The 21,396-nt window shown below is 72.1% G+C and carries 20 protein-coding genes; 9 read left to right on the plus strand and 11 right to left on the minus strand.

Annotation, left to right across the window (positions count from 1 at the left end; genetic code table 11):
• Position 1: 1 nt before the first annotated feature.
• Positions 2-1,099 carry an oligopeptide/dipeptide ABC transporter ATP-binding protein gene (locus ACH4D5_RS02110; protein ID WP_398297610.1) on the plus strand — a complete coding sequence of 366 codons (1,098 nt, stop codon included), beginning with the start codon at positions 2-4 and terminating at the stop codon, positions 1,097-1,099.
• Positions 1,096-2,031, plus strand: coding sequence for a dihydrodipicolinate synthase family protein (locus tag ACH4D5_RS02115; RefSeq protein ID WP_398297612.1), 936 nt, complete (start codon positions 1,096-1,098; stop codon positions 2,029-2,031). Before ACH4D5_RS02110 ends, ACH4D5_RS02115 begins: the two co-directional genes overlap by 4 nt.
• Before the next feature lie 27 nt (positions 2,032-2,058).
• Here ACH4D5_RS02115 and ACH4D5_RS02120 read toward each other — a convergent pair whose 3' ends face one another.
• Entirely contained in the window at positions 2,059-2,565 is a 507-nt protein-coding gene (locus tag ACH4D5_RS02120) for a MarR family winged helix-turn-helix transcriptional regulator (protein ID WP_398297614.1), read from the minus strand.
• 229 nt (positions 2,566-2,794) lie between these two features.
• Here ACH4D5_RS02120 and ACH4D5_RS02125 point away from each other — a divergent pair, with 229 nt between their 5' ends.
• Both ACH4D5_RS02125 and ACH4D5_RS02130 read left to right on the plus strand, forming a co-directional pair.
• Positions 2,795-3,388: a malonic semialdehyde reductase gene (locus ACH4D5_RS02125; protein ID WP_398297616.1), complete on the plus strand. Its 594-nt coding sequence runs from the start codon at positions 2,795-2,797 to the stop codon at positions 3,386-3,388.
• A gap of 36 nt (positions 3,389-3,424) precedes the next feature.
• Entirely contained in the window at positions 3,425-4,657 is a 1,233-nt protein-coding gene (locus tag ACH4D5_RS02130) for an MFS transporter (protein ID WP_398297618.1), read from the plus strand.
• A gap of 18 nt (positions 4,658-4,675) precedes the next feature.
• On the opposite strand, the gene ACH4D5_RS02135 is transcribed toward ACH4D5_RS02130, so the two are convergent.
• From ACH4D5_RS02135 to leuA, 5 genes are all read right to left on the minus strand, one after another.
• Complete coding sequence (locus ACH4D5_RS02135; protein WP_398297620.1) at positions 4,676-5,359, minus strand: response regulator; 684 nt, start codon at positions 5,357-5,359, stop codon at positions 4,676-4,678.
• Complete coding sequence (locus tag ACH4D5_RS02140; RefSeq protein ID WP_398297622.1) at positions 5,356-6,609, minus strand: sensor histidine kinase; 1,254 nt, start codon at positions 6,607-6,609, stop codon at positions 5,356-5,358. The genes ACH4D5_RS02135 and ACH4D5_RS02140 overlap by 4 nt, the downstream gene beginning before the upstream one ends.
• Positions 6,610-6,671: 62 nt before the next feature.
• The gene (locus ACH4D5_RS02145) at positions 6,672-8,771 is read right to left on the minus strand and encodes an MMPL family transporter (protein ID WP_398297624.1); all 2,100 of its coding nucleotides are present in this window, start codon (positions 8,769-8,771) and stop codon (positions 6,672-6,674) included.
• A 179-nt stretch (positions 8,772-8,950) separates the two neighbouring features.
• Positions 8,951-9,691, minus strand: a complete 741-nt coding sequence (locus ACH4D5_RS02150; RefSeq protein WP_398297626.1) for a TerB family tellurite resistance protein — start codon at positions 9,689-9,691, stop codon at positions 8,951-8,953.
• Between the two features lie 170 nt (positions 9,692-9,861).
• Positions 9,862-11,583 carry a 2-isopropylmalate synthase gene (gene leuA / locus ACH4D5_RS02155; RefSeq protein ID WP_398297628.1) on the minus strand — a complete coding sequence of 574 codons (1,722 nt, stop codon included), beginning with the start codon at positions 11,581-11,583 and terminating at the stop codon, positions 9,862-9,864.
• Positions 11,584-11,874: 291 nt separating this feature from the next.
• Between leuA and ACH4D5_RS02160 the strand changes: the two genes are divergently transcribed.
• The 4 genes from ACH4D5_RS02160 to ACH4D5_RS02175 all read left to right on the plus strand — a co-directional run bounded on the left by ACH4D5_RS02160 (position 11,875) and on the right by ACH4D5_RS02175 (position 15,950).
• Positions 11,875-12,951 (plus strand): M4 family metallopeptidase, encoded by a 1,077-nt coding sequence (locus tag ACH4D5_RS02160; RefSeq protein ID WP_398297630.1) that lies wholly within the window; start codon positions 11,875-11,877, stop codon positions 12,949-12,951.
• Between the two features lie 51 nt (positions 12,952-13,002).
• Positions 13,003-13,269, plus strand: coding sequence for a protealysin inhibitor emfourin (locus ACH4D5_RS02165; protein ID WP_398297632.1), 267 nt, complete (start codon positions 13,003-13,005; stop codon positions 13,267-13,269).
• An 87-nt stretch (positions 13,270-13,356) separates the two neighbouring features.
• On the plus strand, positions 13,357-14,715 hold the full coding sequence (locus tag ACH4D5_RS02170; RefSeq protein WP_398297634.1) for a GH1 family beta-glucosidase: 1,359 nt from the start codon (positions 13,357-13,359) through the stop codon (positions 14,713-14,715).
• Entirely contained in the window at positions 14,712-15,950 is a 1,239-nt protein-coding gene (locus tag ACH4D5_RS02175) for an MFS transporter (protein WP_398297635.1), read from the plus strand. The genes ACH4D5_RS02170 and ACH4D5_RS02175 overlap by 4 nt, the downstream gene beginning before the upstream one ends.
• Positions 15,951-15,958: 8 nt before the next feature.
• On the opposite strand, the gene era is transcribed toward ACH4D5_RS02175, so the two are convergent.
• The 3 genes from era to ACH4D5_RS02190 all read right to left on the minus strand — a co-directional run bounded on the left by era (position 15,959) and on the right by ACH4D5_RS02190 (position 18,326).
• A complete protein-coding gene (era, locus tag ACH4D5_RS02180; RefSeq protein ID WP_372459912.1) occupies positions 15,959-16,921 on the minus strand; it encodes a GTPase Era in 963 nt (320 codons plus the stop codon).
• A gap of 83 nt (positions 16,922-17,004) precedes the next feature.
• A complete protein-coding gene (locus ACH4D5_RS02185; RefSeq protein ID WP_398297637.1) occupies positions 17,005-17,358 on the minus strand; it encodes a cytidine deaminase in 354 nt (117 codons plus the stop codon).
• Positions 17,359-17,420: 62 nt separating this feature from the next.
• On the minus strand, positions 17,421-18,326 hold the full coding sequence (locus tag ACH4D5_RS02190) for a helix-turn-helix transcriptional regulator (protein WP_398297639.1): 906 nt from the start codon (positions 18,324-18,326) through the stop codon (positions 17,421-17,423).
• 91 nt (positions 18,327-18,417) lie between these two features.
• Between ACH4D5_RS02190 and ACH4D5_RS02195 the strand changes: the two genes are divergently transcribed.
• Entirely contained in the window at positions 18,418-19,857 is a 1,440-nt protein-coding gene (locus ACH4D5_RS02195) for an MFS transporter (protein ID WP_398297641.1), read from the plus strand.
• A gap of 33 nt (positions 19,858-19,890) precedes the next feature.
• Here the strand turns inward: ACH4D5_RS02195 and ACH4D5_RS02200 are convergent, their stop codons facing one another.
• The gene (locus ACH4D5_RS02200; RefSeq protein ID WP_398297643.1) at positions 19,891-20,103 is read right to left on the minus strand and encodes a DUF397 domain-containing protein; all 213 of its coding nucleotides are present in this window, start codon (positions 20,101-20,103) and stop codon (positions 19,891-19,893) included.
• A gap of 157 nt (positions 20,104-20,260) precedes the next feature.
• Complete coding sequence (locus tag ACH4D5_RS02205; RefSeq protein ID WP_398297645.1) at positions 20,261-21,160, minus strand: helix-turn-helix domain-containing protein; 900 nt, start codon at positions 21,158-21,160, stop codon at positions 20,261-20,263.
• Positions 21,161-21,396 lie beyond the last annotated feature (236 nt).

Genomic DNA, 21,396 nt, shown 5'->3' on the forward strand with positions numbered 1-21,396 from the left:
AATGACGACCACCCCCATCGTCGAGTTGGACGACGTCCACGTAGTACACAAGACCAGGTCGGGCGGCCTGTTCTCCCGGGACAAGGTGTACGCGCTGACCGGCGCCACCCTCACCGTCGCCGGAGGCGAAACCGTCGGCATCGTAGGAGAGTCCGGCTGCGGCAAGTCGACCCTCGCCAAGGTCCTCGTGGGCGCCCAGCGGCCCACCGCCGGAACCGTCTCGTTCCGCGCCCACGACCTGTGGAGGATGACACCCGCCGAGAGGCGGAGTTCCATCGGCTCCCACACGGGCATGATCTTCCAGGACCCCTCGACCGCCCTGAACCGCAGGCTCCCGGTCGGGCGGATCCTCCGTGACCCTCTCGACGTGCACAAGCGCGGGACGCCCAGAGAACGGGACGAACGCGTACGGGAGTTGATGGCCCTGGTCGGCCTGCCGAAGGCCCTCGCGGACGGGCTGCCCGGCCAGCTGTCCGGCGGCCAGCGGCAGCGCGTGGCGATCGCCCGCGCCCTCGCGCTCGAACCCGACCTGCTGGTCGCCGATGAGCCGACGAGCGCCCTCGACGTGTCCGTCCGCGCCCAGATCCTCAACCTCCTCCTCGACCTGAAGGAACGCCTCGGCCTCGCCCTGGTTTTCGTGTCCCACGACATCCAGACCGTACGCAGGATGAGCGACCGGGTGGTCACGATGTACCTCGGCCGGATCGTCGAGGAGGCGCCGGCCGCGGAGATCCTGGACCGCGCCCGGCACCCGTACACCCGCGCCCTGTTCTCCGCGACGCCCGGACTGCTCGACCCCATCGACCCGATTCCGCTGGCCGGTCCCGTGCCGTCGGCGACCCGGCCGCCGAGCGGCTGCCCGTTCCGCACCCGCTGCTGGAAGGCGGACGAGGAGTGCGCCACCGCCATGCCGGAGGCCCGGCCGTCGGGCGCGGGGCACCGGTTCCGCTGTTTCCACCCCGTCGACGAGGGAGAGTCGACCCACGCACTCGTCACCCAGGCCGCCGCCACGGCCACGGCCTCCGGAACGGCCGCCGCCACGGCTTCCGGAACGGCTTCCGGCCCGGCCTCTGTCACCGCACCGAGGGAGCATCCATGACCCTTCCCACCCCGCTGACCGGTGTCGTCCCGCCCGTCTGCACCCCCCTGACACCGGACCGCGAGGTGGACACCCCCTCCCTCACCAGACTCGTCGACCACCTGGTCGCGGGCGGTGTCGACGGCCTGTTCGTGCTCGGCTCGACCTCGGAGGTCGCGTACCTGACGGACCGGCAGCGGGCCCTCGTCGTCGACACGGTCGTCCGGCACGTGGGCGGCCGGCTGCCCGTCCTCGCCGGAGCGATCGACATGACCACACCCCGCGTCCTGGACCACGCCCGCACCGCCGCCCGGGCGGGCGCGGACGCGGTCGTGGTCACCGCGCCCTTCTACACGCGGACCCATCCGGCCGAGATCGCCCGCCACTTCCGCCTGGTCGCGGAGGGCTGCGCGGTGCCGGTCTTCGCGTACGACCTGCCGATGGCGGTGCACACCAAGCTGGGCGCAGGCCTGATCCTCGAACTGGCCCGGGACGGCGTCCTCGCGGGTCTGAAGGACTCCAGCGGCGACGAGGGCGCCTTCCGGAGTGTCGTCCTCGGCAAGCGGTCGGAGCCGGGGCTCGCCGGGTTCAGCGTCCTCACCGGCTCCGAGGTGACGGCCGACTCGGCGCTCGCGATGGGCGCCGACGGCGTCGTGCCCGGCCTCGGAAACGTGGACCCCGGCGGATACGTGCGCCTCCACCGGGCGTGCCGGGAGGGCGACTGGGCGCGGGCGCGGGCCGAACAGGAGCGGCTGTGCGGGCTGTTCGGGATGGTGGCGGCAGGGGATCCGGCGCGGATGGGCGGGAGCTCGTCGGCGCTCGGCGCGTTCAAGGCGGCGCTGCGGCTGCGCGGGGTGATCGACTGCGCGGCCACGGCGGAGCCGCAGATCCCGCTCTCACCGGCGGAGACCGAACGGGTCGGCAAGCACCTGGCGACGGCCGGGCTGCTGTGATCCGGCTCTCGCGACAGCTGCGGGCTGCTACTTGATGTCCGTGTCGCCGAGGGCCTCCATCACCTGGCGGAGCCCGTCGGCCGCCTTCCCGACCAGTTCGCGGTCCACGTCGGAGAGCACGCGCGCGTAGTTCGCCAGGTGGTCGGCGAAGACGGCGCGGGTGACCTCGTGCCCGCGCTCGGTGAGGTGGATCTTGACGGTGCGCCGGTCCATTCCGTCGCGCACCCGCTCCACCAGGCCCTTGGCCTCCATCTTGTCGATCCGGTTGGTGATCGTGCCGGACGACACCATGGAGGCCTTGAGGAAGGTGCCCGCGGTGAGCGCGTAGGGCGGGCCCGAGCGCTGCAGCGTGGTGAGGACGTCGAACTCGCCGACGTCGAGGCCGTGCTGGGCGGCACTGGCCTTCACCGTCTTCTCGACCAGCACGCCCAGCCGCTGGATGCGCCCGAAGAGCTCCACCGGCCAGAGGTCCTCCACCAGGTCGGGGCGCTCGGCGGCCCACTGGCCGATGATCGCATCCACGGCGTCACTCATCGCCGCACTCCTCTCGGTACGCGTGCGCGCGGGGCGCATGCTCACGGTGCGAATTCTCTCGGTGGCGACCCTACCAGCCTTGACCATCTCGGATTCGGTTCTCTTAGTTCTGTGTTCTCTTAGATTCGAGATACTTGACCCTGGGATAGCCAGATGCTTCTATCTCACTATCGAGATGGTCGGAACCGGCCGACTCACCGAGCGAACGACGATCGACAGGAGCACCCTCATGTCCGAGCTGACCCTCCACCCCGCCGCCCAGGACCTCCTCTTCCGCGAGGCGCGGACCGCCAACACCTTCACGACCGAGCCGGTCACCGAGGCCCAGATGCAGGCGGTCTACGACCTGATCAAGTACGCGCCCACCGCCTACAACCAGTCGCCCCTGCGGGTGGTCCTGGTGCGCTCCGCCGAAGGCCGCGCACGGCTCGGGGAGCTCATGGACGAGGGCAACCGCGCGAAGACCCTGGCGGCCCCGCTCGTCGCGATCCTCGCCGCGGACAACGAGTTCCACGAGGAACTCCCGTCGCTGCTCCCGCACTTCCCGCAGGCCAAGGACCTCTTCTTCGCCGAGCGGCCGGTCCGCGAGGAGTCGGCGCGGCTCAACGCGTCGCTCCAGGCGGCCTACTTCATCCTCGGCGTGCGCGCGGCAGGCCTCGCCGCGGGGCCGATGACCGGGTTCGACTTCCCCGGCGTGCAGAAGGAGTTCCTCGACGACGACCACACGCCGCTGATGGTCGTGAACATAGGCCGCCCCGGCCCGGACGCCTGGTACCCGCGCTCCCCGCGGCTCGGCTACGACCAGGTCGTCACCACTGTCTGAGCCGCGCACCCCCTCACCCCTTCAGGAGCCGCCACCATGCCGTCGCCGTCCCCGCCCACCCTTGGCCGCGCCCGCCCCACGCGACTCCCCCGGCCCGCCGCACCTCAAGTCCCCGCCCTCTGGCTGGCGTTGCTCGCCGCCCCCGTCGCCGCCGGCGGCAACAGCCCCGTCCTGATCCTGCCCGAGATGGCCGGTTCGCTCGGCGTCCGCACCGCTGACGCGACCTGGCTCGTCACCGTCTTCGCCTGGGCCATGGCCGTCGGCACCCCGCTGATGGCGGGCCTGCTGCGCCGCCGGGGCCTCGGCGCCGCGCTCAAGGTGAGCGGCGCCCTGATCGTGACCGGCACCGCCGTGCTCGCCATCGCGCCCTGGCTGCCCCTGGCCATGGCGGGCCGGGCGGCGCAGGCCGCGGGCGGGGCGGGTCTCGTCACCGCGGCGATGAGCCTCGCGGGCTCGGTCCGCCGGATGGGCGTGATCACGGCGGGCTTCGGCACGCTCGGGGCGGTCGGACCGCTGCTCGGCTCGACGCTGGCGAGCACGGCGTCTTGGCGGGTGTCCCTGTCCGTCGGCGCCGTCGCCCTCCTGGCGCTGCCCGCGGTCGTGCGCCGCGCCGACCTGACGGCCCCGCGCCACGGCAGCCCCTTCGACGCCCGGGGCGCCGCCCTGCTCGTCCTGACGGCGACAGCCCTCGTCCTCGTCCCACGCCATCCGCTGCCCGCGGTGGCCGCCGCACTGGTGTCGGCCGTGCTCCTCGCCCTGCACATCCGGTCCCGGCCCACCGGCTTCGTACCGGCCGCGCTCCTGCGCTCCCGCGCGTTCGTCCTCTCCGCCGCGCTCGCCTGCACCCTCGCGACCTCGTACTTCGCGCTGCTCTTCACCGTTCCGCAGCTGCTGCGCGACCGTACCGGCTGGTCGTCCGCCACGATCGGCACCGGTCAGCTGGCCGCCCTCCTCGCCGGCTCGGCGCTTTCCATGGCGCTGGCCGCGGCGGCGGCCCGGATGACCCGCCCCCGGGTCCTGACGGTCCTGCTCGCCTTCGGCGCGGCCGCGCCGCTCACCGCCGCGCTCAGCCCCTGGGCCCCGCTGCTCCTGGCGGCCGCGGCCCTGGCCGTCCTCGCCACCAGCGCGGGCCAGGCGACGCTCGCGGTGTACGCGACCGCGGCCACGCCGACCGCGCAACGCCCCACGGCGATCGGCCTGTTCAGCCTCTGCTACCAGCTGGGCGGCGCCTTCGGCCCGGCCGTCGCCGCCGCGATCGCACTCCGCTGACGGGCCCCCGGATGGCGCTCAGGTCGAGGTCACCGATCCGGGGGCGACGAGCCCCGACTCGTACGCCATGATGACCAGTTGGGCCCTGTCGCGGGCCCTCAGCTTCCCCATGATGCGGCTGACGTGGGTCTTCGCGGTCAGGGGGCTAAGGCCCAGCGTGTCGGCGATCTCCTGGTTGTTGAGGCCGCGCGCGACGAGCCGCAGGACCTGCCGCTCCCGCTCCGAGAGGTTCTCGGGCCCGCCGGTGAGGGGCATCTCCGCGTCCGGGGCCCGCAGCACGCGGGCGATGAGGCGGGCCGTGGGTCCTGGCGACAGGAGGGAGTCGCCGGCCGCCACCGTGCGGATCGCGTCGAGGAGTTCGGCCGGCTTGGTGTCCTTGACCAGGAAGCCGGACGCGCCCGCGCGGAGCGCGTCGACGACGTGCTCGTCCGTGTCGTACGTCGTCAGCATCAGGACCTTCACGCCCGCCAGGTCCTCGTCGGCCGCGAGCAGCCGGGTCGCCTCGATGCCGTCGAGGTCGGGCATGCGGATGTCCATGACGACGAGGTCGGCGCGCTCGGAGCGGGCCAGGTCGACCGCCGAGCGGCCCGTGCCCGCCTGCCCCACGACCTCCATGTCGGGCGCCGAGTCGACGAGCATCGCGAACGCCGCGCGCACCAGCGTCTGGTCGTCGGCGAGCAGCACACGGATGGGCACCGTCATGACAGTCCTCCCAGAGACACGGGTGCGAGGGGCAGCACCGCGGACACCATGAAACCCCCCTCCGGGCGTGGACCCGCGTCCAGGGTGCCGCCGACCGTGCGGGCCCGCTCCCGCATCCCGACGAGCCCGTACCCCGGCGCGTGGCCGGTCTCCTGGGCGGTGCCGGAACCGTCGTCCGTGACGCGCACGCACAGCGCCGCGTCCTCGGTGCGCACCGACACCCGGACGGTGATGCCGGGACCCGCGTGCCGTACGACGTTGGTGAGCGCCTCCTGCACGATGCGGTAGGCCGCGGCGCCCACGGCGGCCGGTGCCCGGCACTCGGCCACCGCCAGCTCGACGCGGGCGCCCGCGGTGCGGGCCGCGGCGGCGAGGTCGGGCAGCCCGTCGAGGCCGGGCAGCGGCCCTCTGGCCTCGTCGGTCTCGTCGTCGGTGCCGGACCGCAACACCTGGAGGGTGGCGCGGAGTTCCCCGCGGGCGCTGCGGCAGGTCTCGGCGACGTCGTCGAGCGCCTTGGCGACGGCCGCGCGGTCGAGGCGGTCCGGGTCGGCGGCCAGGACGTGCGCGGCGACGGACGTCTGGACGCCGACGAGGGTGATGCTGTGCGCGAGCAGGTCGTGCAGGTCGCGGGCGACCCGCAGCCGCTCCTCGGCGACGCGGCGGCGCGCCTCCTCCTCGCGGGTGCGCTCCGCGCGTTCGGCCCGCTCCAGTACGGAGGTGACGTACTGGCGGTGGATGCGGACGTAGACGCCGAGGAGCAGGAAGGCGACGATCCAGCCGGAGATGCGCAGGGACTGCGCGCCCTCGGCCATGCCTTCGTGGAACTTCACGCTCAGCATGGCGCCCATGACACCGGCGCCGATGAGGAGCGTGTTGCGGGGCCGGGTGCGGGAGGCCACGGTGAACAGCGCGACCATCGACACGGCCATGGGTGCGGTGTGGTTGTTGTCCAGGGAGTGGTAGGTCAGCAGGATCGCCATCAGGGTGACCATGACGCGCACCGGGGCGCGGCGCCGCCACACGACGACGATGTGGGCGACGAGCAGCAGCGCCCAGCCGGCCACGTCCGGCACCTGCCCGTTGTCCCGCACGACCCGCACGATCACGACGGCGCTGACTGCCATGGCGAGGGCGAACAGGGCGTCCGTGCGCAGGCGTTCGCCGGGTGCGGCCGGTCCGAGAACACGCTCGACGAGGTTGCGGCGGACGAGGCCACGCCCTGTGCCCTGACCGGTCTCGGGAGATTCCACGGCTGCATCCTCCAGCACGCGGGTGCCCCTCCGGGAGGGGAGGGGCACCCTGAAGTTGCGGCTCAAGGCGACGCGACCCGCACGGGCTCGGCCTCGCGGGGCGGCGGGGCGGGCGCGGCGGGGGCCTTGGAGAGCGGTCCCGGCCACCACACCTTCCTGCCGAGTGCCACGCTCGCGCTCGTCACCAGGTACGTGCGGACGAGGAAGGTGTCGAGGAGCACGCCGACGGCGATGACGAAGCCCAGTTCGACGAGTTGGACCAGCGGCATGTTGGTCAGCACGGCGAACGTCGCGGCGAGGACGAGCCCCGCGGAGGCGACGACGCCGCCGGTGGTGCGCAGGGAGGTGAGCGCGGCCGTCCCCGGTTCGGCCCCGTTCAGGCACTCCTCGCGCATGCGGTGCATCAGGAAGATGCCGTAGTCCACGCCGAGTGCGACGAGGAAGACGAAGGAGAGCAGCCCGAGCCCCGGGTCGGTGCCCTCGAACCCGAAGAGCGGTTCGAAGACGAGGCCCGCGATGCCGAGCGAGGCGCCCCACACCGCGACGACCGCGGCGAGCAGCAGCAGCGGCGCGACGAGGCTGCGCAGCAGGGCGACGAGGACCAGCAGGACCGCGCCGAGGACGAGCGGGACGACGATGTTCCGGTCGCGGGCGTTGGTGTCCTTCAGGTCGAGCTGTTGGGCGCTGGGGCCGCCCACGTAGGAGGCGTCGAGGCCGTCGCGGAGCGCCTCGATGGTCGCGGTCTCGCCGGCCGACTCGGGGGCGGACGCCGCGGTGACGGTGATCTCGGTCCAGCCCTCGGCGGTACGTCCCTGCTCCGCGCTGTCGACGCCCTTCGTGCCGCGGATCTCGGCCAGGGAGGCGTCGGCCCGGTCGGCGGGGGTCATGACGGTGATGGGCTGGGTGCCGCGCTCGGGGTAGGCGGTGGCGAGGGTCTCCATGGCGGACACGGATTCGGGGGTCTTGGTGAAGGAGTCCTCCTGTTTGAGCGCGCCCGGCAGGTTGAGCGCGCCGAGGGCGAGCGCGCCGAGCAGCACGGCGCCGCTCGCGAGCACGGTGAGGGGCCTGCGCCCGGCCGAGCCGCCCATCGCGGCGAAGAGGCTGCGCCGCTGTTTCGGGGTGCTCCCGAACGCGGGCACGAGCGGCCAGAACACGCGCCGTCCGAGCAGGACGAGCACGGCGGGCAGCAGCGTCAGCATCGTGACGAGGGCGCAGAGCACGCCGACCGTGCCGAGCGGGCCCATGCCGCGGCTGCTGTTGAGGTCGGCGGCGAGCAGGCAGAGCAGTCCGGCGGCGACGGTCCCGGAGGAGGCGAGGACGGCGGGCCCGCAGCCGCGCAGGGCGGCGACCATCGCGTCGTAGGGCTGTTCGATGCGCCTGAGCTCCTCCCGGTAGCGGGAGACGAGCAGCAGCGCGTAGTCCGTCCCCGCGCCGAACACGAGGATGGTCATGATGCCCGAGCTCTGCCCGGAGACGGAGGTCCCGAAGCCCTGGTTGAGTCCGTACGCGACGCCCATCGCGAGGTAGTCGGCGACGCCCGCGACGGCGAGCGGCACGAGCCACAGGAAGGGGCTGCGGTAGATGAGGATGAGCAGCAGGGCGACGACGCCCGCGGTGGTGTAGAGCAGGGGTCCGCCGAGCGAGTTGTAGACCTCGCTCGCGTCGGTGTCGAGGGCTCCGGCCCCGCCCACGTCCACGCTCAGCCCGGCTTCGCCGCGGGCGGTCTCCCTGACGTCCTCGACGAGGGCGTCCCGCTTCTCCTCGTCCTGTCCGGGCTCGGTGGTGGCGATCGGGTACATGAGGGTGGTGCCGTCCTCGGAGGGCACGGCCTCGGGCTTCGCGACGAGCCGGTGGGCGCCCGCTATCTCGGCGACCTGGTTGCCCGCGGTCGTCCGGTCGGCGGCGGTGAGCCCGCCGTCCCGGTGGTAGACGAGCACCAGCTCGGTGGCCTCGCCGCCCGGCAACCGCTCCTGGATCTTCGCGACTTCGGTGGACGCGGCGCTCGCCGGCAGATAGTCGACGGCCCGGTCCTTCTGGACGTCGGCGAGCTTCGCCGCGAACGGCGAGGCCAGTGCGAGCACGACGATCCACAGCCCCAGGAACACCCAGGGCACGGCGCGCCGTCGCCGTCGCGGCGCGGCAGAGGTCTGTGCGGGCCCCATGACGGGCCTCCTTCGGCAGGGGTGACGTTTTCGGGGTCAACCCTGCCGGGACCGCGCCCGCAATCCGTCGGGCCGACGGGCGAGTTGAGCGGTACGGCCCGGGGAGGCGGCGGGCCGCGACTACTCCCCGGGGAGTAGGTGCCGTGTCTCCCGGCGACGGCCGGAGAGCACGCCTCCGCTCAGGACGGCGTCCGCGCCGCCACCAGGAGGCGGGCGACGTTCTCCGAGCAGATCGTGAGCGCGCAGCCCGCCGTGGTGAGCACGTCCCGCTCCGCGGGGGTGTACGGGCCGTCGGCGAGGGCGATGCGGGCGCCCTGGAGGAGCAGGGCCTCGCGGCCCGCGGGGGCGAGGTGCGGGGCCAGGGGGCCGAGCGCCTCGTGGAGTTCGATGGCGAGTCCGGGGAGGCCGGGGCCGCAGTCGGAGTCGCCGGTGGGCCCCGCTTCGGTGGCGAGCGTGTCGACGAGGGCGACGAGCCGTTCCTCGGAGCAGTCCTCGTGGCCGGCCCCGCTCAGCGCGCAGACGGCCGTCTCGATGACCGCGCGGGAGCCGGTGCCGCCCGTGGAGAGGACGGCGACGACGATCGCGTGCACGGCGTCGCGGAGCATCGCGGAGAGCCGGGTGGTGGTGGGGTGGTCCAGGACGTCCGGGTCGAACAGGTCCTGGCAGGCGGCGCACTGGATGACGGGTCCGCGGGTGCCGCGCGGCACGACGGGCAGCCCGAGCAGGACGAAGCGGCGCCGGCCGGTGAGCCGCTGGTAGTTGCGGTCGCCGCCGCAGGCCGGGCAGAAGAACTCGCCGTCGCCGACGGTGTCCCAGGCGGTGTGCATGCCGACCACGCGCCTGCACAGCGCCCGCCCACGGGAGACCGGCTTGGCGGGGATGCGGGAATTCCGGCCGTTTCGTCCACGATCTGGCAGCACCACACACCTCCGTAACTCCCCGGCTGCATTGCCGCGTTGGCGTGATGTTAGCCACATCGATGATGCGGCGTCAGCATCTCGTACAGGAGAGCGAGCCGGACATGGCCGGGAGACGACGCGGCCCCGCCCGCCGGATCGGCGGACGGGGCCGGGCGGAACCGGTCGGGTGACTAGCGCGCCGCGCGGTTGACGGCGGAGACGGCGGCCTTCAGGGAGGCGCGCGTCGTGTTGGCGTCGATGCCGATGCCCCACAGCACCTTGTCACCGATCGCGCACTCGATGTACGAGGCGGCCTGCGCGGACGCGCCCTCGCTCATCGTGTGCTCCTGGTAGTCCAGCAGGCGTACGTCGATGCCGATGCCCTGCAGCGCGTCGAAGAACGCCGAGATCGGTCCGTTGCCGGAACCGGTCAGGACGGTGTCCGCGCCGTCCAGGGTGGCCTCGACGGTGAGGGTGTCGACGCCGTCCTTGTCGGTCGTCGTCTGGCCGTTCTTGACCTGAATACGACCCCAGGGGTTCTCGGGGTTGGGCAGGTACTCGTCCTGGAAGACGCTCCAGATCGCGTCGGGCGTGACCTCGCCGCCCTCGGCGTCCGTCTTCGCCTGGATGATCTTCGAGAACTCGATCTGCATGCGGCGCGGCAGGTCCAGCTTGTGGTCGTTCTGCAGGACGTACGCGATGCCGCCCTTGCCGGACTGCGAGTTGACGCGGATGACGGCCTCGTAGGAGCGGCCGACGTCCTTGGGGTCGATGGGCAGGTACGGCACGGCCCACTCGATGTCGTCGACGGTCTTGCCCGCGGCCGCGGCCCGGCTCTCCAGCGCGTCGAAGCCCTTCTTGATGGCGTCCTGGTGGGAGCCGGAGAAGGCGGTGTAGACGAGGTCGCCCGCGTACGGGTGGCGGGGGTGGACCTCCATCTGCGTGCAGTACTCGTACACGCGCCGGACCTCGTCGATGTCCGAGAAGTCGATCTGCGGGTCGACGCCCTGGCTGAAGAGGTTCATGCCCAGGGTGACCAGGTCGACGTTGCCGGTGCGCTCGCCCTGGCCGAACAGGCAGCCCTCGACGCGGTCGCCGCCGGCCATGACGGCCAGCTCTGCGGCGGCGACGGCGGTGCCGCGGTCGTTGTGCGGGTGGATGGAGAGGCAGACGAACTCGCGCCGGGACAGGTTGCGCGACATCCACTCGAAGCGGTCCGCGTGGGTCGAGGGCGTCGAACGCTCCACCGTGGCGGGCAGGTTGAGGATGATCTCGCGCTCGGCGTCGGGCTGCCAGACGTCCATGACGCCCTCGCAGACCTCCAGGGCGAAGTCCAGCTCGGTGTCGGTGAAGATCTCGGGGCTGTACTGGTAGCCGAAGGTCGTCCGGTCGTCGAGCAGCTTGTCGGCGTACTCCATGACCAGGCGCGTGCCGTCCACGGCGATCTGCTTCACGGCGTCGCGCGAGCCGCGGAAGACGACATCGCGCCACACGGGTGCGGTCGCGTTGTACAGGTGGACCGTCGCGCGCCGGGCGCCCTTCAGGGACTCGACGGTGCGCTCGATGAGCTCCTCGCGCGCCTGCGTCAGGACGGAGATGGTCACGTCCTCCGGGATGGCGTCCTCGTCCTCGATGATCGACCGTACGAAATCGAAGTCGGTCTGGCCCGAGGAGGGGAAGCCGACCTCGATCTCCTTGTAGCCCATGCGTACGAGCAGGTCGAACATGGCGCGCTTGCGGGCCGGCGACATCGGGTCGATCAGCGCCTGGTTGCCGTCGCGCAGGTCCGTGGAGAGCCAGCGGGGAGCGACCGTGATCCGCTTGCCCGGCCACGTGCGGTCGGGGATGTCGACCTGCTCGTACTGCCCGTACTTGTGGACCGGCATGGAAGTGGGGCGCTGGAAGTTCGGCATGTGCGGGGCTCCTCGGAAGTGTCCTGAAGGACGGCCGACGGTCTTAGCGCAACGCCGAACTCCGCGGGGAGGGGGTCGGCCTCGACTACAGGCCCTCGCCGCGGCAGCTAAGGAGAAGCAGCCCGAATCGCATGATGTGCCGCAGCCTAGCCGAGCCGCGCTCTGTGCGCGGGCCCGTATCAGTATGCGGGACCGTGGCCGGATAAACCCCCAGTGGTGATCTATCCCTCTATTTCAGCAATCATGGTTGCAGGTAGTGACAGCGGCATGACCCAGTGCCACATTGCCGCCATGACCGCCAACCCCACGGGCTTCGAGCCCGTCTTCTGCACCATCGTGCCGCCCCACGTCCTGGACACCCTCGCCCAGAGCCAGGACCCCGCGCTCGCCGCACCCGCCCGCCGCACCCTGGAGCGGGACTCCATCGAGCGCACCCACCGCCGCCTGACGACCGTCATCGGCGCGCCCTCCGTCACCCCGCCCAAGGAGGCCACGGCCGGCAAACCGCACCGCACGATCTACGACGCCAAGCACCGCACCGAGCTGCCGGGCCGCAAGGTGCGCGGCGAGGGCGACAAGCCCGGCAAGGACGCCACGGTCAACCGTGCCTACGCAGGCCTCGGCGCGACCTTCGAGCTCTTCCAGAAGTCGTACGACCGCAACTCCATCGACGGCAACGGCCTCCCGCTGAACGCGACCGTCCACTACGGCGAGGACTACGGAAACGCCTTCTGGAACGGCGAACAGATGGTGTTCGGCGACGGTGACAACGAAATCTTCCTCGACTTCACCATCCCCGTGGACGTCATCGGCCACGAGCTCACCCACGGCGTCGTGCAGTACACGGCGAACCTGACGTACTTCGGCCAGCCCGGCGCGCTGAACGAGTCGATGGCGGACGTCTTCGGCTCGATGATCAAGCAGTACACGCTCGGCCAGACCGCCCAGGAGGCCGACTGGCTGATCGGCGCGGGCCTGCTCGCCCCGCGCGTCACCGGCAAGGCGCTGCGCTCCATGAAGGAGCCCGGCACGGCCTACGACGACGACGTGCTCGGCAAGGACCCGCAGCCCGCCGACATGGACCACTACGTCCGCACGGGCCGCGACAACGGCGGTGTGCACATCAACTCCGGCATCCCCAACCGCGCGTTCTACCTGGTCGCCGACGCCCTCGGCGGGCACTCGTGGGAGCGGGCCGGACAGATCTGGTACGCCGTCCTGACCGGCGGCGAGCTGGCGCAGGACGCGTCCTTCACCGACTTCGCCAAGCTGACGGTCGCCGCCGCGCGCCAGAAGTTCGGCGACGGCGACGAGCTCAAGGCCGTCGTCGACGCGTGGTCGACGGTCAAGGTGCCGACGAGCGAGTGACGGCTTGACGGCGTGCTACCGGCCGCCCGCCCGGTGGAGTAGACAGGACCCATGCGTATCCAGGTGAAGCGGACCGGAGGATTCGCGGGCATCGACCGGCATGCCGAGGTGGACACCTCGCAGCTGGCCGATGCCCCGGAATGGCACGCCCTGGCCGAACAGGCCGTGGCCGAGGGGCGGAGCACGCCGCCCATAGGGGTGCCGGACGGCTTCAGTTACCAGCTGACGGTGGACGGGCGGACGGTGTACTGCGCGGACCCGCGGCTGACGGAGCCGCAGCGGAAGCTGATCTCGCGGGTGCTGAAGGAGGGCTCGTAACGCACCCCGGATAAAACCTGAGCTTTGTTCATCTTCTTGCGGCACGCCCATTGACTTCCGTACTCGCCGGTACGGAGGATCCCGCCCATGGCAGCGACTGCGGCGAGCCCGATACCCGACTTCCCCCGCGACTTCCTGTGGGGCGTCTCCACATCGGCCCACCAGATCGAGGGCGCCGTCGACGAGCGCGGCGCCTCGGTCTGGGACGCGTTCACGGCCGTGCCGGGGAACGTGAAGGACGGCACCACCGCCGCGGTCGCCTGCGACCACTACCACCGCTACCGCGAGGACGTGGCGCTGATCCGCGACCTCGGCGTGGACGCCTACCGCTTCTCGGTCTCCTGGCCGCGCGTGCTGCCCACCGGCGCGGGCGCGGTGCACCCGGCGGGCCTCGACTTCTACGACCGGCTCGTCGACGAGCTGTGCGCGGCGGGCGTGCGCCCCGTCCCCACCCTCTTCCACTGGGACACCCCGCTGGCCGTGCAGGAGGCGGGCGGCTGGCTGGAGAGAAGCACCGCCGAGCGGTTCGCCGACTACGCGGCCGTGGTCGCGGCCCGCATCGGCGACCGCGTCACGAAGTGGATCACCCTCAACGAACCGGCGGAACACACCCTTCTCGGCCACGCCCTCGGCCAGCACGCCCCCGGCGAGCGGCTCCTCTTCGACGCGCTGCCCGCCGCCCACCACCAGCTCCTCGCCCACGGCCTCGCCGTACGGGCGCTGCGCGCGGCGGGCGCCGACGACATCGGCATCGCCAACTCGCACGGCCCGACCTGGCCCGCCTCCGCCGGCGCGGAGGACACGGCCGCCGCTGACTTCTACGACGTGCTCCTCAACCGCCTCTTCGCGGACCCGCTGCTGCTCGGCCACTACCCGGAGGGCATCGGCGAACTGATGCCGTCGCCGGACCTGGACGCGGACCTGAAGGTCGTCTCCGAGCCCCTCGACTGGTACGGGATCAACTTCTACCAGCCGACGAAGGTGGGCGCCCCGCTCCCCGAGGGCACGGCGGCCGAGTTCGCCGGCGTCACGCTCCCGCCCGAACTCCCCTTCTCACCCCGGCGGATCGAGGGGTATCCGGTCACGGACTTCGGCTGGCCCGTCGCCCCCGACGCCCTCACCGAACTCCTCACCGCCTTCCGCGACCGGTACGGCGACCGGCTCCCGCCCCTGGTCATCACCGAGAACGGCTGCTCGTACGAAGGACTCGACGACCGGGACCGCATCACCTACCTGGACGGTCACCTCCGCGCCCTGCACCGCGCCCTGGAGGCGGGCGTCGACGTGCGCGGCTACTTCGTCTGGTCCCTGATCGACAACTTCGAGTGGGCGGAGGGCTACCGGCAGCGCTTCGGCCTCGTCCACGTCGACCACGCCACGCAGCGGCGCACCCCGAAGGCGTCGTACCACTGGCTCCGCGAGGTGCTGCGGGCGCGCCGCCCATGACCGCCACCGCGCTGCGGGAGCCGACCGAGCGGGTCGGCCGCGGCTGGACGGCCTCGCTGTCGCTCGCCAACGGCGCGATCTGGGTGGGCTGGTACGGCCCGCTGCAGATCCTGCTGGCCGTCCAGGCGGAGGATCTCGCCCCCGCGGGCACGTCCAAGGAGACGGTCCTGGCCTGGGTGACGGGCGTGGGCGCGGTCGTCTCCCTCGCCGCGAACCCCCTCTTCGGCGCGCTTTCGGACCGCACCACGTCCCGGCTCGGCCGGCGCACCCCGTGGATCGTGGCGGGGGCGGCGGGCGGCGCCGCCGCGCTCCTGCTGCTCTCCGCCGCGGGCTCGGTGTGGTGGCTGGCGGCGGGCTGGTGCCTGGTCCAACTCGCCCTGAACGCCGCGTTCGCCGCGGTCACTGCGGCCGTTCCGGACCGGGTGCCGCGCCGGCAGCGGGGCTCGGTGGGCGGCTGGCTCGGCGCGGCACAGCTGCTCGGCGTGGTCGTCGGCACGGGGCTCGCGACGGTGGCGGGCGGGACGGTCGCGGGGTACGCGGCGTGTGCGCTCTTCACCGCGGCGGGCGTGCTGCCCTACGTCGTACGCCACCGGGACCTGCGCCTGTCACCGGCCGACCGCCCGCCGTGGAACCGGCGCGACTTCCTCGCCGGCTTCCGGCTGAGCCCGCGCCGCCACCCGGACCTGGCCTGGGCCTGGCTGACCCGCTTCCTGATCAACGTCAGCAACGCGCTGGTGCTGCTCTACCTTCTCTACTTCCTGCGGGACCGCCTGGAGTACGGGGACCCGGAGGAGGGCGTGCTGATCCTGACGGCCGTGAACGGCGCGACGATGCTGGCCACGGTGGTGGTGGGCGGCGCCTGGTCGGACCGGGTGGGCCGCCGCAAGCCGTTCGTGCTCTGGTCGGGGGCGCTGATGGCGGCGGCGACGGGACTGCTCGCGCTCTGGCAGACCTGGCCCGGCGCGCTCGTCGCGGCGGCGGTGCTCGGCGTCGGCTTCGGCGTCTTCACGTCCGTGGACTTCGCCCTGATGACGGACGTCCTGCCCACGACCATGGACCGCGGCAAGGACCTCGGCATCATCAACATCGCCAACTCACTCCCCCAGGTCGCGGCCCCCGCCCTGGCGGCCCCGCTCGTCACCCACCTGGGCGGCTACCGGACGCTGTACCTGACGGCGGCGGTGATCGGCCTGGCGGGGGCGGTGCTGGTACGCCGCATCAAGGGGGTCAGGTAGACGCGCCCCTAGAACCCGAGCTTGCGGAGCTGGCGAGGGTCCCGCTGCCAGTCCTTGGCGACCTTGACGTGCAGGTCGAGGAAGACGGGCGTGCCGAGGAGCGCCTCGATCTGCTTGCGGGACTTGATGCCGACGTCCTTCAGGCGCTTGCCCTTCGGGCCGATGATGATGCCCTTCTGGCTGGGCCGCTCGATGTAGACGAACGCGTGGATGTCGAGGAGCGGCTTGTCGGCGGGGCGGTCCTCGCGCGGCAGCATCTCCTCCACCACGACCGCGATGGAGTGCGGCAGCTCGTCCCGCACGCCCTCCAGCGCCGCCTCGCGGATCAGCTCGGCGACCATGACCTGCTCGGGCTCGTCCGTGAGGTCGCCCTCGGGGTAGAGCGGGGGGCCTTCCGGCAGCAGCGGCACGATGAGATCGGCGAGCAGGCCGACCTGCTGGTCGCCGACGGCCGACACCGGCACGATCTCGGCCCACTCGAAGCCCAGCTCCGTGCCGAGCTGGTCGATGGCGATGAGCTGCTCGGCGAGCGTCTTGCTGTCGACCAGGTCGGTCTTGGTGACGATCGCGATCTTCGGCGTCTTCTTGATGGACGCGAGTTCCTTGGCGATGAACCGGTCACCGGGGCCGAGCTTCTCGTTCGCCGGCAGGCAGAAGCCGATCACGTCGACCTCGGCCCAGGTGGTCCGCACGACGTCGTTCAGCCGCTCGCCGAGCAGCGTGCGCGGCTTGTGGAGCCCGGGGGTGTCCACCAGGATCATCTGGGCGTCCGGCCGGTGCACGATGCCGCGGACCGTGTGCCGCGTGGTCTGCGGCTGGTTCGCGGTGATCGCGACCTTCTTGCCGACCAGAGCGTTCGTGAGGGTGGACTTGCCCGCGTTGGGGCGGCCGACGAAGCAGGCGAAGCCGGCCCGGTGGGCGGCCTCGGACGGCTCGGCTGATGACGGGGTACGAACGCTCATGGCGCCCATTGTCCCTGATCCCCGGAGCCCCGCCGCACCGCCCGGCCCGAAGGGGGGAAGCCGGGACCCGCCCGGAGGCGGGAGCGGAGCGCTCAGCCCGCCTCGACCCGCGCCCGGACCTCGCCGTCGGGCCCCGCCAGGAAGACGGGCGTACCGGCCCCGCCCAGGTCCCGCACGGCGGCCAGATCCTCGTCGGAAACCTTCTCCGCCCCGGAGACGACCGCCGCCGCCTCAAGGGACTCCGCCCCCGACGCGACCGCCATCGCCACCGCCGTCCGCAGCGCGGACAGCTGGAGCGAGTCGAGAGCCACCGTCCCGGCGACGTACGTCCGACCGGTCTCGTCCCGCACGGCCGCCCCCTCGGGCACTCCGTTGCGGGCCCGGGCGGAACGGGCCAGGGTGACGATCTTGCGGTCCTCGGGGCCAAGCGCGGCGCTCTCAGTCATGCCCCGAGCATACGGAGCGGGCACCGCCGCCCCGCCACCGGATGGACCGCTCGCAGACCTGCTCACATCGCCACCGGATGGATCGAGCCCCGGCGCCCCTCGGGCGAGGCGAGCCACGCCAGCTTGCCCGCCGTGTCCACCTCGGCGTGCGGCAGCGGCGTGTGCAGCACGATGGTGAGGTCGGGCCTGGCCGGCACCTTCAGCTGCGTCGACTCCAGGAACAGCGCGCCCACCACCGGATGCTCGATCTCCTTGGCGACCTGCCCGCCGGGCAGGATGTCCCGCCGCTCCCACAGCTCCGCGAACTCGGGGCTCACCGACTGCGCCTCGGCGATCACCGCGGCGAAGCCGTCGTCGTCGGGGTGCTCCGAGCACGCGGCCCGGTACATCGCCACGACCTGCGGCGCGTTCCGCTCCCAACTCCGCGCCCGGGCGCGGTAGATGGGGTCGGTGAAGAAGGTGAGCAGGCAGTTCTCGGAGGTCTCCGAGCGCATGCCGAGCACCGACGCGGCCGCGTCGTTGTACATGACGCAGTTCCAGTACGCGTCCATGATGTGCGCCGGCTGCGGCATCCACGTGTCGATGAGCCGGTGCAGCCCCTCGCACATCTCCGCGTCGTCCCTTGCGACCTCGGGCCGCGGCGGGTTGAGCCCGGCAAGGACGTACAGATGCCGCCGCTCGGCGCCGCTCAGCTTCAGCACGCGCGCCACGGAGTCCAGGACCTGCGGCGAGACGGAGATGTCGCGGCCCTGCTCCAGCCACTGGTACCAGGACGCCCCGACGCCGGCGAGCACGGCGACCTCCTCGCGGCGCAACCCAGGCGTGCGCCGTCGGGCCCCGCCGTCCGGGAGTCCGGCCTCCGCGGGGCTGATCCGCGCGCGGCGGCTCATCAGGAACTCCCGCAGCTCCCCGAGGCGGCGCGCCTTGGACGCCTCCGTGCCCGACGCCGCGACCGACGGTGTTGCCATGTGGCGCTCCCCCAAGCCCTGACTGGTGTTCCGACCACCAGCATAAGTTCCCGCTCCCCACGTCTATTCCGGCCGCCGCAAGCTCTTGACCATGGCGATCGACACCACCACTGCCCCGTCCCCCCAGGCCGCGCCGCCGGCGCCGCAACCGCGGAAATCCGAGCCAGGACCCAGGCTCTCCGCCCGTGACAAGCTCGTCCTCTTCGTGCTCTGCGCCGCACAGTTCATGGTCGCGCTCGACTTCTCCGTGCTGAACGTGGCGCTGCCCGTGCTCGGCGCCGACCTCGGCATGAGCCACTCCGCGCTGCAGTGGGCGGTGACCGCCTTCGCCCTGCCCTCGGGAGGGTTCCTGCTCCTCTTCGGCAGGACCGGTGACCTCTTCGGGCGCCGCAAGCTGTTCCTCGCGGGCCTCGCGCTCTTCGGCCTCGCCTCGCTGCTCGCCACGTTCGCGTGGGACCCGGCGTCGTTCCTGACGGCACGTGCGCTGCAGGGTCTCGGCGCGGCGGCGATCGTGCCGACCGGCATGTCGCTCCTGACGACGACGTTCCCCGAGGGGCCGCAGCGCGACCGGGCGCTCGGCATCTCCGGCACGCTCCTGTCGCTCGGCTTCACGGTCGGCATGGTGCTCGGCGGCGTACTGACCGACACGCTCGGCTGGCGTTCCACGATGGGCCTCCTTACGCTCTTCGCGCTGATCGTGCTGCCGCTGGCCCCCGGGCTGCTGCCGGAGTCCCGCACCCCGGACCGCCCCCGCCTGGACCTCCCGGGCGCCGTGACGGTCACCGGCGGACTGCTCTCCCTGATCTACGCCCTCTCCACGGCGGCCGAGCGCGGCTTCGGCGGCACGGACGTCATCGTGGCGCTGGTGGCGGGCGTCGCCCTGCTCGTGGCGTTCGGATACGTCGAGTCGCGCGCCGCGTCCCCGCTCGTCTCGCTGCCGATGCTGCGCCGCCGCACGGTGGCGTGGGGCAATCTGGGCGGCCTGGTCACGTTCTCGATGATGTCGACGGTCGTCTTCGTGCTGACGCTGTACCTCCAGGAGGTCCTGCGCCTCTCCGCCTTCGAGACCGGTCTCGTCTTCGGCGTGCAGGGCGTCCTCTCGGTGGTCGCCGGCGTGTACGCGCCGAAGGTCATCGGCCGCTTCGGCGCCCGCCGCACCCTGGTCGGCTCGCTGGCCGGTCAGGGCGTGCTGGGCGCGGCGCTGCTCGGCATCGGTGAGAGCGGCTGGTCGGTCTGGCTCGCGACGGCCGCGGTGTCGCTGGCGAGCATGTGCCACCTGGGCGCGATCATCTCGTACGGCCTCACGGTCACGTCGGGCGTCCCCGACGAGGAGCAGGGCCTGGCCACGGGCCTGGTCACCTCCACCCAGCAGGTCGGCATCACCATCGGCATCCCCCTGCTCGGCGTCCTCGCGACGACGAACACGGACTTGCTGGCGGGCACGCGGACGGTGCTCGCGATCGACGCGGCGGTGGTGCTGGTGACGGCGGCCGCGGTGGCGGTCGGGCTCGGCGGACGCAAGCGCGCCTGAGCCCCGCGAGCGGCGTGAACCGGCCCGGCCCCGTCAGGGCCGGGCCGCTGCCACGTCATGCACCGGGTCGTTGCCGGCGACCGAGGAGAGAAAGGCGTCCCAGGCGTCCGGGCCCACCGCGACGACCGCGCCCCGGGGCCGCGCGGAGTCACGGACGAGGACTGTCCTGCCGGTCCAGGCGATCTCCACGCACTCGTCGTTGGCCGACCCGCTCGCACTGCTCTTGCGCCATGCCCACGTACTCACCACGCTTCTCCTCCACCCCGGGTGCGGAAGGCCAGCCGGCCCAGCACGGCTGGTGCAGAGGGACGCAGCACCTCTTCCAGAATAACGGCGCGTCACACAGATCTGTACGGCCCGTTTCGCGCCAAGGTCCCTTGTGACACGCGGGACTGATGGTGTGTCAGGTCACCTCGACGGGCGAGAACAGCCGCTCCAGGTCGTCGACGCCCTCCTCGGCCCTGGCCGCCAGCATTCTCAGCATGTCCACGTTGCGCTCCTTGATGGCGAGGTCCTCCAGCTCCCAGAACCTTTCCAGGTAACGCCCGCTCTCCTCGGGCGCGTTGGTGCTGTAGGAGTCGCCGCGCGGGTTCTCCAGGTAGAGCGTGTCCGGCATCTCGTCCGCCTCGAACTCGAAGAGCATGAAGGGGCCTTGGATCCCAGGATGCGCTCCGACGCTGAAGGGGAGGATCTGGATGCTGACCTTCGGCAGGGCGGCCAGCTCCGCGAGGCGCTCCAACTGGGCGCGCATGACGCCGCGTCCACCGACCTGACGGCGCACGACCGACTCGTCGAGGATGTAGAAGACCTCGCGGTCGCCCGATGTCAGCGTCTCCTGGCGGGAGAGCCGCACCTCGATGGCCCGCTCGACGGCTTCGTTGTCGATGCCCTTGTCGTAGGCCTGCATGATGGCGCGGCCGTACTCCTCGGTCTGCAAGGGTCCCGGCACCTGGAGCGAGTTGTACGCCCGGACGATGGATGCCGACGACTCCAGGGCGAGGAGCTGCAGGAATTCCTTGCTGTACAGGTCGCGGTACTCCGCGTACGGCATCTTCCGGCTGCCCCGGGCGAGGTCGAGCAGCTCCTCGATCTTGCGTCGGTCCCGGATCCCGTACGTCTCCAGGAGGGGCCGCAGGTCGTTGACCGAGATGCCGACCTCGCCGGCCTCGATGCGGATCAGCTTGGAGGGGCTCCACTCCATCTTCGCGGCGACCTGGCGCTGGGTCAGCTGCGCGGCGGTCCGCGCCTTTCGGAGCTCTGTGCGCAGCCGCAGCCGCTGAAGTGCCGCACTTGGCGCGCTCATGATGGCTCCACCCCCAACCGGACCGTGCGAGGTGCAACATAGCAGACTAGCAGCTTACTCATCGAGACCTTCCGGGACGACAGTTCACGCCACTGTCAGGAGACCTCGAAGCGCGGGGGCGCGCAACCGCAGCGGGCGAGCCGAGGCCGACAGTTGCCGAGTAGCTATATCGCACTTGGCGAGCCCACGATGCGCGATGTGTCCGACAGTACTACCCATGTCGCCACGTCCGAGCT

It is taken from the genome of Streptomyces sp. NPDC018029 (genome assembly GCF_044327655.1).
Lineage (GTDB): Bacteria > Actinomycetota > Actinomycetes > Streptomycetales > Streptomycetaceae > Streptomyces.

What these genes read in the sequence shown, in the direction of transcription:
- ACH4D5_RS02110 (WP_398297610.1), top strand. Translation starts at nt 2, where the DNA reads ATGACGACCACCCCCATCGTCGAGTTGGACGACGTCCACGTAGTACAC.
- ACH4D5_RS02115 (WP_398297612.1), top strand. Translation starts at nt 1,096, where the DNA reads ATGACCCTTCCCACCCCGCTGACCGGTGTCGTCCCGCCCGTCTGCACC.
- ACH4D5_RS02120 (WP_398297614.1), bottom strand. Translation starts at nt 2,565, where the DNA reads ATGAGTGACGCCGTGGATGCGATCATCGGCCAGTGGGCCGCCGAGCGC.
- ACH4D5_RS02125 (WP_398297616.1), top strand. Translation starts at nt 2,795, where the DNA reads ATGTCCGAGCTGACCCTCCACCCCGCCGCCCAGGACCTCCTCTTCCGC.
- ACH4D5_RS02130 (WP_398297618.1), top strand. Translation starts at nt 3,425, where the DNA reads ATGCCGTCGCCGTCCCCGCCCACCCTTGGCCGCGCCCGCCCCACGCGA.
- ACH4D5_RS02135 (WP_398297620.1), bottom strand. Translation starts at nt 5,359, where the DNA reads ATGACGGTGCCCATCCGTGTGCTGCTCGCCGACGACCAGACGCTGGTG.
- ACH4D5_RS02145 (WP_398297624.1), bottom strand. Translation starts at nt 8,771, where the DNA reads ATGGGGCCCGCACAGACCTCTGCCGCGCCGCGACGGCGACGGCGCGCC.
- leuA (WP_398297628.1), bottom strand. Translation starts at nt 11,583, where the DNA reads ATGCCGAACTTCCAGCGCCCCACTTCCATGCCGGTCCACAAGTACGGG.
- ACH4D5_RS02160 (WP_398297630.1), top strand. Translation starts at nt 11,875, where the DNA reads ATGACCGCCAACCCCACGGGCTTCGAGCCCGTCTTCTGCACCATCGTG.
- ACH4D5_RS02165 (WP_398297632.1), top strand. Translation starts at nt 13,003, where the DNA reads ATGCGTATCCAGGTGAAGCGGACCGGAGGATTCGCGGGCATCGACCGG.
- ACH4D5_RS02170 (WP_398297634.1), top strand. Translation starts at nt 13,357, where the DNA reads ATGGCAGCGACTGCGGCGAGCCCGATACCCGACTTCCCCCGCGACTTC.
- ACH4D5_RS02175 (WP_398297635.1), top strand. Translation starts at nt 14,712, where the DNA reads ATGACCGCCACCGCGCTGCGGGAGCCGACCGAGCGGGTCGGCCGCGGC.
- era (WP_372459912.1), bottom strand. Translation starts at nt 16,921, where the DNA reads ATGGGCGCCATGAGCGTTCGTACCCCGTCATCAGCCGAGCCGTCCGAG.
- ACH4D5_RS02185 (WP_398297637.1), bottom strand. Translation starts at nt 17,358, where the DNA reads ATGACTGAGAGCGCCGCGCTTGGCCCCGAGGACCGCAAGATCGTCACC.
- ACH4D5_RS02190 (WP_398297639.1), bottom strand. Translation starts at nt 18,326, where the DNA reads ATGGCAACACCGTCGGTCGCGGCGTCGGGCACGGAGGCGTCCAAGGCG.
- ACH4D5_RS02195 (WP_398297641.1), top strand. Translation starts at nt 18,418, where the DNA reads ATGGCGATCGACACCACCACTGCCCCGTCCCCCCAGGCCGCGCCGCCG.
- ACH4D5_RS02205 (WP_398297645.1), bottom strand. Translation starts at nt 21,160, where the DNA reads ATGAGCGCGCCAAGTGCGGCACTTCAGCGGCTGCGGCTGCGCACAGAG.